The 12,305-nt window shown below is 43.8% G+C and carries 12 protein-coding genes; all 12 read right to left on the minus strand.

What is annotated here, in order from left to right:
• Positions 1 to 307: 307 nt before the first annotated feature.
• The 12 genes from flgL to VTAP4600_RS06355 all read right to left on the minus strand — a co-directional run bounded on the left by flgL (position 308) and on the right by VTAP4600_RS06355 (position 12,298).
• Positions 308 to 1,501 (minus strand): flagellar hook-associated protein FlgL, encoded by a 1,194-nt coding sequence (gene flgL, locus VTAP4600_RS06295; protein ID WP_102523924.1) that lies wholly within the window; start codon positions 1,499 to 1,501, stop codon positions 308 to 310.
• Positions 1,502 to 1,515: 14 nt separating this feature from the next.
• Entirely contained in the window at positions 1,516 to 3,396 is a 1,881-nt protein-coding gene (flgK, locus tag VTAP4600_RS06300; RefSeq protein ID WP_102522012.1) for a flagellar hook-associated protein FlgK, read from the minus strand.
• 329 nt (positions 3,397 to 3,725) lie between these two features.
• Complete coding sequence (gene flgJ, locus VTAP4600_RS06305; protein WP_102522013.1) at positions 3,726 to 4,655, minus strand: flagellar assembly peptidoglycan hydrolase FlgJ; 930 nt, start codon at positions 4,653 to 4,655, stop codon at positions 3,726 to 3,728.
• 9 nt (positions 4,656 to 4,664) lie between these two features.
• Positions 4,665 to 5,759, minus strand: a complete 1,095-nt coding sequence (locus tag VTAP4600_RS06310) for a flagellar basal body P-ring protein FlgI (RefSeq protein ID WP_102522014.1) — start codon at positions 5,757 to 5,759, stop codon at positions 4,665 to 4,667.
• Positions 5,760 to 5,789: 30 nt separating this feature from the next.
• Positions 5,790 to 6,566: a flagellar basal body L-ring protein FlgH gene (gene flgH, locus VTAP4600_RS06315; protein WP_102522015.1), complete on the minus strand. Its 777-nt coding sequence runs from the start codon at positions 6,564 to 6,566 to the stop codon at positions 5,790 to 5,792.
• A gap of 26 nt (positions 6,567 to 6,592) precedes the next feature.
• Positions 6,593 to 7,381: a flagellar basal-body rod protein FlgG gene (gene flgG, locus VTAP4600_RS06320; protein WP_102522016.1), complete on the minus strand. Its 789-nt coding sequence runs from the start codon at positions 7,379 to 7,381 to the stop codon at positions 6,593 to 6,595.
• Between the two features lie 24 nt (positions 7,382 to 7,405).
• Entirely contained in the window at positions 7,406 to 8,155 is a 750-nt protein-coding gene (locus VTAP4600_RS06325) for a flagellar basal body rod protein FlgF (protein WP_102523925.1), read from the minus strand.
• A gap of 199 nt (positions 8,156 to 8,354) precedes the next feature.
• Positions 8,355 to 9,665, minus strand: a complete 1,311-nt coding sequence (gene flgE, locus VTAP4600_RS06335; RefSeq protein ID WP_102522018.1) for a flagellar hook protein FlgE — start codon at positions 9,663 to 9,665, stop codon at positions 8,355 to 8,357.
• A 27-nt stretch (positions 9,666 to 9,692) separates the two neighbouring features.
• Complete coding sequence (locus VTAP4600_RS06340) at positions 9,693 to 10,403, minus strand: flagellar hook assembly protein FlgD (RefSeq protein WP_102522019.1); 711 nt, start codon at positions 10,401 to 10,403, stop codon at positions 9,693 to 9,695.
• An 11-nt stretch (positions 10,404 to 10,414) separates the two neighbouring features.
• Entirely contained in the window at positions 10,415 to 10,831 is a 417-nt protein-coding gene (gene flgC, locus VTAP4600_RS06345) for a flagellar basal body rod protein FlgC (protein WP_102522020.1), read from the minus strand.
• Between the two features lie 5 nt (positions 10,832 to 10,836).
• Positions 10,837 to 11,232 carry a flagellar basal body rod protein FlgB gene (flgB, locus tag VTAP4600_RS06350; RefSeq protein WP_102522021.1) on the minus strand — a complete coding sequence of 132 codons (396 nt, stop codon included), beginning with the start codon at positions 11,230 to 11,232 and terminating at the stop codon, positions 10,837 to 10,839.
• A gap of 235 nt (positions 11,233 to 11,467) precedes the next feature.
• On the minus strand, positions 11,468 to 12,298 hold the full coding sequence (locus VTAP4600_RS06355) for a protein-glutamate O-methyltransferase (RefSeq protein ID WP_102522022.1): 831 nt from the start codon (positions 12,296 to 12,298) through the stop codon (positions 11,468 to 11,470).
• Positions 12,299 to 12,305: the final 7 nt, after the last annotated feature.

Genomic DNA, 12,305 nt, shown 5'->3' on the forward strand with positions numbered 1-12,305 from the left:
GTTTTGTTATTTATAACTATCCAATTAGTGTGCCAACTTTTACGAACATCAATTTTATTTGTAGCTGCATTTAATTTTTCAACTAAAATACAATAGGTTAAATAGTCTTCAACTTAACGAACCTTACCTTTAACTCATCTCAATTAAAGGTTAAGGCCTTGAGTTGCCCTTTTTCTATTTCCATTACACCGACTCGGTATTGCCGCATTTTTCGGCAAACTGATAAGCGGCAAATCCTTACCCTATACACTGACTTTTTCTAGGCACATGCGGCATAGCACACAAGGCTCTCATTAGAATCAATAAATTAGATGTAATTGAACAAGGTCAGATCTTTGGTTTTACCAAAAGCCTGTTGGGAAGCTTGTAATGCAAGCGAGTTTTCATTGAACTCAATTACTGCTTCTGCGTAATCAAGATCTTCAAAATTACTTTTAGACTTGGCCATGGATATTTTAAAATCTCCATGTTGCTGCTCTTGAATGTCTAACGTGCCTTGTCTTGCGCCCAAATCTGTACGTACTTTATTTAAGTGGATAAATGCAGAGTGGAACTGAGCAGTAACCTGATGCAATTCAGCCGTTGCAGATGCATCTGCAACTGACGATTTAGACATTTCAATTGCGTCGTTAAAACTCTCAAAAATGCTAAACGTTTTCTGAGGGGCAAAGTCAACTTGGTCACCGGCACTGATCTGTCCTTTGAACTGCAGCGACAAGCCCTCATAACGAATCCCTTCTACAGGATCGTAAGAATCAGCGGCAACCACCGAGCCATCTTTTTCTAACTGGTACCCAAAGCTACCATCACCCATATTTACAAAAGTTACTTTGTAGTTGGCTTCATCAACCTGGTTGATATTGGTCGCGCGTTCTACAAGCAGTTCAGATGCTTCCTGCAACTTATAGCTTGGGTTGTAGTCGCCAAGTGGGTTATCAATTTCCATAAAGACTTTGTTGCCAGCATCATTGGCGGCAATCTCTAGCCCATTCGAAATTTTCATCATGCGTTGATAGGTATCACCGACATAGCGAACACTACTATCATGGTCTTTAAAAAACGGCTGATTTTTTGTCTTGGTACCGGCAAAGATATAGTTACCAGATTCATCTTGGGTGTTAACCAGATTAAGCATGTTCCTTGACATCTCTTGAAGCTCACGAGCAGTCGCCGCGCGATCCTCTGGAGATAATGCACCATTAATCATTTCCATTACGGAGCGCTTAGCCGTATCGGCATGTTGTTCGGCACTCGAAATTATCACTTCTTGGTTTTCCAAACGGTTACGAATTAAAACGATGGAATCCATGTATTGATTCGTTTCTTCCGTTTGTTGCTTTAAACCCTGAACATAATGGGCGGCTAGTGGACTATCCGCTGCAGTTAATAGTTTTTTACCCGAAGCGAGTTGAGCTTGGTTGTGATGAATTTTGCCTTCTTGACGACGCAAGTCATTTTGCACGGTCTGATAGTTATGGAAACTAGAAATGCGATTATTGATCATCTATCTTCCTCCTATCTCAAAGCCAATATGGTGTTGAACGTATCATTAGACGCTTGCATCACACGGGAGGAAGCCATATAGGCTTGCTGAAACTTCATCATGTTTGCCGCTTCTTCATCCAGGTTTACACCGGAGATAGAAGCAATACGCTCTTTCGCAGCCTCACTTTCTAAGGTTGCAATGTCTGCCTTCCTGATCGCAGTAGAGGTTCTAAGGCCCACATCGGTATTCAAATTCTGATAAAGCCCAAGCATGGTAGTATTACCATCATCCATCACCTTATCCGTTTGAATACTCTGCATTTTCAATAAGTTTCCGTTATCACCTTCCGATGGGACAAGGTTGACGGCAAATCTATCATTCGCTTTGGCGCCTTCGGTTAACTCAAATACTGTCCCATTTACCGTAACAGCCCCTTTCGGAGGATAAGTTTGTGGCTCTGTGATCACTCTTCCATCCATTCCTAGAATGGCAAACTGATCACCTTTTGGAGACACCACCACTTGGAATTCTTTTTGGGCACCCGCCTGTAAAATATTAAATTCAGCGCTGCCTTTGGTATTGGTGTACGAGCTTTTATAACTCTGTGCGGCTAATTGTGTCGGATCATCCATCTCAACCTTCATTAGTCTTGCCGCATTTTCCGTAGGGCGAATGAGAAGGCGCTCTCCCTCTTTTGGTGGGTTTTTCACATCAATACGCAACCCATCCATTTTGTAACCGTTAGCAAATACGCTTTTCGATACAGCAATGGTTTCACCCGATGGTTTCGTGACTTGGTAGGTCGAACCATCATATCGAACGGAATATTCTCCGCCTTTCAACTGACTTAAATCATCAATATAAACGGACATATCCGTTTTGGAGCCAGCGCCGAGTATCACGCGAGATTTTGCCATGTCTTCCGAATTCACATCAGTAAAAATGGCCTTACCGACTTGACCATAAAGATCCAGACCTTGACTTTGCAATTCATTAACTCGAAATGACATCGATGTGGCCAGCCGCCCCAACTCATCCATAACATATGGCAGGGTTTCGTCGCGGGTTTTTAAAAATGCCTCAAGCTTGCCGTTTATATCTTTAGGATTAATAACTTTCGTGCCTTTACCTTCTACAAGAGCCAGTTGCATTTCCTTAGGATCAGGGCTGCCATTTACTAACTTTAACTGACTGGCTTCCGTACCTGAGACTAAAGTGTCACCATTGCCAATGTGGATGTTAAACCCTTCATTAGAGCCCCGAGTCGTCACCGTAACCTTGGTGTATTGAGACAGTTCATTCACCAAACTTTCTTGCTTATCCATTAGATCATTATGTGGACCCGGTGTTCGCATGATGAGTCGGTTTATATCTCGGAGTTCGATCGCCAATGAGTTCATTCTCTCTACTGAGTGACTCATTTTGGTATTGATGTTGTCTTTTTCTTTTCTGACAACTTCATGGAAATGATTCATGTTTTGGGTGATCAAGTGCGATTTTTCCAACAACACTTTACGCGCACCCACATCATTGGGTGAATCCGCTAAGGTTTTTAACGTATCAAACCATTCATTAATATTATCCGGGATCTTGCGCGATGCTACAGAAGAGAGCATGTTGGTAAGCTGATCAAGATTTTCTACGGCATCTTGCTTATTGCTTAGCTCGGTCGTGGTTAAGTTATGTTCGTTAACGGCAAACTGATCCCAAGAGCGGCGAACATTTTCCACATGCACGCCCATACCATAGGTTTGACCACCGTATTGTTTTGGGTCGTTAGCCCCTTGAATAACAGATTGGCGGCTGTAACCCTCGGTATTAACATTCGCGATGTTATGACCGGTGGTCGTCAGTTGTCTTTGCGCTGTCAAGACACTCTGTGTACCTACATTCAGTAGATCAGATGACATATCGCCCCCAAAATAAACAAACAAAATCGGCAGTTGCCGTTACTGAGTTTATAATTGCAATATGTGTGCCAAGAAAATAAAAGGACGGGTTACGGGTTACGGGTTACGGGTTACGGGTTACGGGTTACGGGTTACGGGTTACGGGTTACGGGTTACGGGTTACGGGAAAAGATTGGAAATAACAGCATGACAATGCAAGTAATAATGCGTCAGGAAGCATTATAGAATAGGTGAGTTAAACTAGCGTTCAGCGAAAGCACGTCAGTGCTCTTATTCTTTTCCTGTAACCTGTAGAGCGCAGTTCGTCCTCACCCCAGGACGAAGTCTCCCTATTTCCCTAACATCTCGTCAACTTGACCTTTAACACGCATGATCTTATCTGCGTATTTAGGATCGGTTGCGTATCCTGCTTGATGGATTCCGCGAATAAACTGCTCCGAGCTGCCATCGTGTTGTAATGCTGTTTTATATCTTGGATTCGCGTTCAAGAACTGAACGTAATCATTAAAGCTATCTTGATAAGAATTGTAAGAGCGGAATGCTGCATTTTCTTTAACTGGTACGCCATCGTAAACTTCAAGTGTTTGTGTTGCCACTTTATCACCCTGCCAACGGCTATCCGCTTTGATATTGAAGAGGTTATTACTTGAACCCATAGAGTTCTTAACAACCTTTTGTCCCCAGCCAGTTTCAAGAGCGGCTTGAGCAAGAATAACTGAAGAGTCAATACCAAGCGCATTTGCGGCCTTATCGGCAAAAGGCTTCATTGATTCAACAAATTGCTCTGGGCTGTCAAAACGAGACGATTTTGATTGGGTCGCGGCCATGGCTTGAATGGATTCATTCGTCACACGACGAGCGGTTTCTCTATCAACAGGCAAGCGCAATGACGTATCCATTGCCGCATTGCGCATGGCGATTTCAGATTGGTTTTCACCAGTGCCTGCACTTAACTGTGCGACGATCATATCCGCCAAGCCTAAAGAACCCGAATCACTTAACTCACTCGACATTTGATCATCAAGCATATTACGGTAAAAATCTTGATTCTGACTTTTCATTAAATCAGATTCAAACGTGGCATTAGCGTCACGCATTGACTTAAAAAGCATAGACGTGAAGATAGATTCAAACTGTTTTGCTGCCGATTTCAGCGCCGCTTCTTTGCTTTGCTCATCATCACCAACAGCGCTTTGACGAAGTTTATCTAAGCTACTGATATCATGAATAAAGCCAATATCATTGGGATCGTTAATCATAATATTACCTTAAATAATAATCAGTTGGCCTTCAATTGCACCCGCTTGTTTAAGCGCCTGCAATATGGCCATTAAATCGGAAGGAGCCGCACCAACTTCGTTAACTGCGCGAACCAAATCATCAAGAGTCAAGCCCGGTTCAAATTTAAACATTTTTCCAGACTGTTCTGATACTTCAATATCGGTATCTGGCACCACGACCGTTTGGCCGCCACCAAATGCATTAGGTTGGCTGACGTTTAAGTTCTCTTTAATCGCAACCGTCATACCGCCATGGGTAACGGCCGCCGGCTTTAAACGAACGTGCTTACCAACAACAATGGTGCCCGTTCGTGAGTTTACGATGATTTTTGCAGAACCATCAGCAGGAATAAATTCAATGTTTTCAATCGCAGAGAGAAAGGCAACACGTTGGCTGATATCACGAGGAGCTCTTACTTTGACAGAGGTGGCATCTATCGCTTGTGCCATTTGAGGTCCGAGGAAATTATTTACCGCATCAACTAAACGTTGAGCTGTTGTGAAGTCAGATTCCAATAAATTGAAGGTAATGTAGTCGCCACGACCAAAAGGGGTTGGAATTTCACGTTCAACAGTAGCTCCGCTTGATATCAGGCCGACTGTTGGGTTATTGCCGACAATTTTCGACCCATCCGCACCCGACGCACTGAAACCACTCACCACTAAGTTACCTTGTGCAATCGCGTAAACTTCACCGTCTAAACCTTTTAAGAAGGTTTGTACTAAGGTGCCGCCACGTAAGCTCTTTGCACTACCGATAGACGAAACAGTCACGTCTACTTGCTGCCCTTGCTTTGAAAATGCGGGAAGTTCAGCCGTCACAATAACCGCCGCAACGTTCTTCACTTTTGGCTTTGTACCTGGTGGCAATTGAATACCGAAATTTTGCAGCATGGCGTTAAAGCTTTGGTCAGTAAACGGAGTAGATTCACCCGTGCCCGGCAAGCCAGTCACCAAACCGTAGCCCACTAATTGGTTACTACGAACTCCAGCGACCTTGGCGACATCTTTAATGCGGGCTGCGTGAGCGGTACTCACACATAGCATTAACGCGCTAATCAATATCATTGCCAATTTTTTCATGGTGTCAAAACTCCGACCGTATTCTAACTATTACAAGGATACATTGAAGAATCGTGCCAAGAATCCTGGCTCTTGCATATCTTGTTGATTTCCAGTGCCAGAATATTTAATTCGTGCATTTGAAATACGAGTTGAGGCAATGGTGTTGTCAAAAGAAATGTCATCCGGACGAATTGTGCCGCTTAAACGGATGTATTCGTCACCGGTATTCAACGTTAGCCATTTTTCGCCACGGATGATCAGATTGCCGTTTGCTAACACTTCAATTACCTCTACCGTAATTGAACCGCTGATGCTGTTACTTTGGTTAGCCGATGCGTTGCCTTTAAATTTGTTTTCATTACTCAATTCGTAGGAGAAGTTGTAATCTTGAATTTTCAGTTCTTGGCCACCAACACTTAATGGGTCCATCGAAGCATCGTTAGATTTATTTAAATCTGCATCGGCACTTTTTGCCGCTTTCGTGCTTTCTTGTAGCATGACCGTTACGATATCACCGACACCGTGAGGCTTACTGTCATCATATAGGTTCTGTACATAGTCAGTATTAAACAATGACCCTGTCGCCGTCGCGTAATGCTCTGGCTTTTGCTTAGGGTGAATCGGAGACCAAGCAGGGTCACCCGCAACAGGATCTGTACGACCACGAAGCGTATCGACAATACCGCCACCGGTATCACCAGACTTATCGCCCTCGATCGCATCAACAACGGTTGTACCTTGTGATGGATCGGTCAACTCAGGTTGTTGTAATGCCGAACAGCCCGTCATAGCCATGACCAAAGTAGCAAATAGAATACGTTTCATAATACTTAACCTATTAAAGTGTCGGGTTATAGTTGTTGGTTAACAAAGCTCATCATCTTATCTACTGATGAGATAACTTTAGAGTTCATCTCATAGACACGCTGAGCTTCAATCATGTTCACCAACTCTTCGGTCACGTTCACGTTCGATGTTTCTAACATCGATTGACGAACAGAACCTAAGCCTTCAAGGCCTGGCGTTCCCTCTTGTGGGTCGCCACTTGCACCGGTTGGTAGGTACAAGTTCTGGCCGATAGGCTCTAAACCACCCGGGTTAATGAAATCTGCCGTTGTGATTTGCCCAACCACTTGGTTATTTTGCTGGCCACGAACACGTACCGACACTTCGCCGTCATTACCAACGGTAATAGAAATCGCATCTTCAGGAATAACAATCTCTGGTTCGAGTCGGTAACCAGAACCCGAAGTCACAATTGCGCCTTCGCTGTCGAGTGTGAACTGCCCGTTACGGGTATAGCCTGTGTTGCCATCAGGTAATAAGATTTGGAAAAAGCCATCGCCTTCAACCATCATATCTAAACTGTTGCTCGTCGTTTGAGCATTACCGTTGGTATGTACTTTTTGCGTCGCGACGACTTTAGAGCCCGCACCAAGCATCAAGCCTGTTGGTAATTCTGTATTTTGCGATGACTGGCCACCTGGCTGGTTGATATTCTGATAAAACAGATCTTCAAATACCGCACGGCTTTTCTTATAACCAATGGTTGAGGCATTGGCCAGGTTATTCGAGATGGTCGAGATGTTGGTCTGTTGAGCATCTAACCCTGTTTTACTTACCCATAATGCTGGATGCATAATCTATCCCCTACCCTAATTCTATTAGCTTGAACGGATAAGAGAATCAGACGCTTTGTCCATCTCTTCAGCCGTACTCATCAGTTTTACTTGCATTTCAAACTGGCGTTGCAAATCTATCAAGCTGGTCATTTCACCAACTGCATTAACATTACTGCCTTCAACCGCTCCGGTCATAATTTTAACCGCTGCATCCGCTTCAAAAGGTTGATTCGGCTCTTTTGAACGAAATAGGCCGTTAGTGTCTTTATACAAAGAACGATTGTCTGTATTGGTCAATTTAATTCGGTCAACGATTTCCATCGCATCGGCTGGAGCACCTTGAGGAATAACTGAAATCGTACCGTCACGACCTATTTCCACTTTGCTTAATGGGATAGGTAACGTTATCGGACCACCCGTTTCACCTAAGACTAAGTGACCAGAACTGTTAGTCAGCAAACCTGTTTGATCAATATGAAGATTTCCGTTACGGGTTAAGCCTTCTTTGCCTGTTTTGTCCATTACGGCCAACCAGCCGTTACCTTCAATCGTCACGTCAAGATCACGACCTGTGGTAATCACACTACCTTGAGCAAAGCTTTGTCCTGGACGTTCTGTCATGCTAAACACGCGGCTCGGTAAACCTTCACCATATGCCTGCATAGAGCGAGCTTGCGCTAAGTCTGCACGGAATCCGTTTGTGCTCACGTTGGCAAGGTTGTTAGACCTAAGCTGCATCGCTTGCATGTTCTGCTTAGCACCACTCATGGCTAGAAATAGTGAACGATCCATAATTTGCTCCAAAATAGTTTCTAAGAGCAATAAAGCAATATGCATGCCAATAAATATAATCGTTATATTTCAAATAATTAAGATAAAATCAGGAAGTGCGAAGATGGGAGGGAATATGATTCAGTACTGTAAACGGCAAAAGTATTGCCACAAAAAAAAGCATTGCCGCAAAAAAGCGGCAATGCCAGATGATTGTAGATTAACGGATTTGAAGAATGTTCTGTTGTAGGCCGTTATGAACTTCAAGGGAACGGGAGTTCGCTTGGAAGTTACGCTGTGCAGAAATGAGATCCACCAGCTCTTGAGTCATATCGATGTTCGATTGCTCCAAAGTACCACTTGTTACCGTACCGTAAGAGCCTTTATTCGATTCACCCCAAGTCTTCTTGCCAGACAGTTGAGTCGTATCCCATTGGGTTCCGCCTTTCTTGTCTAGCCCTTGTTCATTGGCAACACGTACTAATGCTACACGGCCAAGGCTTACCGCTTCACCATTAGAGTATGTCCCCATTACGGTTCCGTACTCATCGAAGTCAACTTTGGTTAAGAAGCCAGTAGTTGCGCCATCTTCGTTAAAGCGAACTAGCTCAAATGGAGCAGCGTATTGAGTCGCACCCATCTGATTCAACACCAGCGATTGATTACCATCAGCGCCATTAAGATCAATTGGGGTAGGGTTACCTTCACCAGCCAGAGGAACCGTTACAACATCGTTGCCACCATTCACACTCGCCAGCGTACCATCGTTGTTAAAACGAATGGTATGACCTACATGGCCAGTAGGCGTTGTCGCATCACCACCTTGAATACTTAACGGCTTTTCACCTTCAGAATCTGTCATGGTGTAGTACGACTGCCAAGTATTCGGCTGTGTTGCATCCTTCATGTAGTACGTTGTCATTTTGTACGACTGACCCATTGAGTCATACACCGTCGATGAAGTCGAACGGTTGTATGTTGTTGGATCAGTAATATCAAACTGCAACGGATCTTTTAGCTCACCATCTGCGGGTAAGTTAACACTCAGCTCAACATTTTCTGTCGGTTTTGGTCGGCCATATTCTGCAGGTATATTTAGCGGCTCTGGCTCATAAGATGCCACTTCACCATTTTCTGGGTTCACCTTATAACCTAATAGGTATTCTTCATTAGAAGTCACCATGTAGTTATCTTTATTAAGGTGGAACGCACCGTTACGAGTCAACTCATTTTGTTGCGGCTGCAATCTATCTTTGGAAACGGCAAAGTAACCTGTACCAGAGATACGCAAATCCATTGGGTTGTTAGTATAAATACTAGAACCTTCATGAAATTGCTGAGCGACTTTACTTGCTTGAGCACCACCACCGGTAGCAGTCTTTGCATTGGTAAAAAGTGAATTCGAATAAACATCACCAAATTCCGCACGAGACTCTTTAAAGCCGTACGTGTTGGCGTTAGCAATGTTATTACTGGTTGTGTTTAAATCTAGTTGAGCGGAAGCAAGTCCACTAAGTGCAATATATGACATTCCAAAATCTCCTATCTAGCTAGCGTTTTACGCCTTACCTACTTCTAGTACTTCAGCGAGTCGAACTGGCGAATCAAAGCCAGCCAGATTGAGCAGTACATTCCCATCACCTTTACCTAAGAGCACGCTATTCACGTTTGCGTAAGTCGAAACTTCGAATTCGCGTGTCTCTCCGTCAAGCAAGCCACCAGCTTTCACTTTGTACTTGCCACCCGGCAATGGATTACCGTTTTCATCTAATCCGTCCCATTCCACCTTTGCATCGCCTGAAGGTTTAGCACCCACATCTAATGTACGGATCAATTGGCCTTGAGCGTCTTCAATACGAACAAATAAATTGTCCAGTGCTTGAGGAACCTTAACCATTGCCGACATTCCAGCGTTCTCAGGTTTAATGCCCGCAGCACCAGGAACTAACACGTCACGCCCAACAAGTGATGAAGCTTGCAGAGCCTGATTAGAAGTCATAGATGAATTCAAACTTTCGAATTGAGTGTTCATCTTCCCGATACCATCGACGGTCGCAAATGAAGCCATTTGCGCAATCATCTGGTCATTGCTGACCGGCTTAAAAGGGTCTTGCTGAGCAAGCTGTTTGGTAAGCAAAGACAGAAAATCTTCTTGGTTGAGATCATTCTGCCCCGTTTGCGCTTCCGCAGGCTTATTCTTTTCTTGCAAGCTTTTAAGCTGATCAACATAGGACAAGCCGCTCTGACCAACATTATCTATTCCGGCCATGACGTTACCTCCTATTGACCCATCTGCAGCGTACGCAGCAGCATTTGTTTACTTGCATCTGCAACTTGAACATTCGTTTGATACGCTCTCGATGCAGAAATCATGTTTGCCATTTCTTCCATCACATTGACGTTTGATTTGAAGATGAATCCTTCGTCATTCGCCAATGGATGCTCTGGGTTGTACTCTGAACTCAGTGGTTTATCACTTTCAACAATACCTAACACTTTTACCGGAACGTTATGGTCACGGTTGTATTTCGCCTTATTTAATTCAGCACCAAATACCGCATGACGCGCTTTGTATGTTTGCTCAGCAGAGCTACTAACACTATTGGCGTTAGCTAAGTTACTTGAGGTTGTGTTTAGACGAACAGATTCAGCGCTCATGGCAGAACCGGTCACATTGAATACATTAAATAAGCCCATCTAAATTACTCCCCTTTTAGTGCTTTCGTTAAATTCTTAAACTTACTGCCTAAGAAATCGAGCGAAGCCTGATGACGAATTTGGTTTTGCATAAACAAGTTACGCTCCAAATCTACGTCGACTGTGTTCCCATCCCCTGTATCAGGTTGGGTTGGTATGCGGTACAAAGTATCCCCAGTAAAATTAGTAGTGGCACCAATATGCCGACCATCGGTACGATTAAGACCAAAACTTGCCCCCGACTTTGCCGCTTGCAACGATTTATCAAAATCCATGCCTTTCGCTTTAAAGCCAGGCGTGTTCGATTGAGCAATGTTGGTAGAAATCACCTCTGCATTGCGCTCTCGTAAGCCCACCGTGTGCTGGTGAACCCCTAATGCTTTATCAAACGAAATAGCCATATATTGCCTCTACTAAAAAGAACTGACTTACCTAAGATAAAGAATGCAATCTATATGCCAACTTAACTAAGTTCTCATATAACCAATTCAATACCTACATAGACTATTAGCAATTATTAAGCCAATAGGTAGGTGAATAGAGAAAAAATGACGAGAGGTCTAGATTCAGACGAAAAAAAGCTAGGTAAGATACCTAGCTTCTATAAAGATGAATGTGTTGAGCAAACTCTTTTGACTAACTTTTCAGCTTGTAAATAATGCCTGGATTACAACGAACCATATCAAAACGGTCCGTCAAGCCTGTCAGTGACTCTGATGCACCTAATAATAGGTATCCACCAGGGTTCAGACAGCCGGCCATTTGATTCAGTACTTTGGATTTCATATCCGGAGAAAAGTAAATTAACACGTTACGACAAAAGATGATGTCGAACTTACCAAGTAAGGCATAGCTGTCCATCAAGTTTTGTGGGCGAAAGTTCACCATACGCTTTACGTTGTCTTTGACTTTCATCTTGCCATCACCCGCATCTTCGAAGAAAGTGCGACGGCGCTCCGGTGAAAGGCCACGACCTAAAGCTAGGTTATCGTAAACACCCGCGCGACACATATCTAACATGCTAGAAGAGATATCGGTCGCCGTTATCGCTACATTTGGTAGCATACCCGGCTTACGTTGCTGAGTTTCCGTAATCGTCATGGCGATTGAGTAAGGTTCTTGGCCTGAAGAGCTCGCCGCAGACCAAATTTTAATTGGTCTTTTGTTGGCAGCAACTTCTGGCAGCAGTTTTTCAGACAACACAGCAAACGGATAGCTATCACGGAACCATAAGGTTTCGTTCGTTGTCATCGCATCAACTGCCGCGACTCTTAACTCACGGTTTCGCCCTGTTACGACATCGCGTAACAAATCAGATAATGAACCTAATTTAAACTTGTTAACCAGCGGGCTTAATCGGCTTCGAACCAAATATTGCTTACTGTCTCCCAAGACAATCCCACATTGGGACTCAAGAAAACGGCTGAAATCGCGATACTCTTGATCACTTATAGTTATAGCTGTCATTCAGTTC

It is taken from the genome of Vibrio tapetis subsp. tapetis (assembly GCF_900233005.1).
Taxonomy (GTDB): Bacteria; Pseudomonadota; Gammaproteobacteria; order Enterobacterales; family Vibrionaceae; genus Vibrio; species Vibrio tapetis.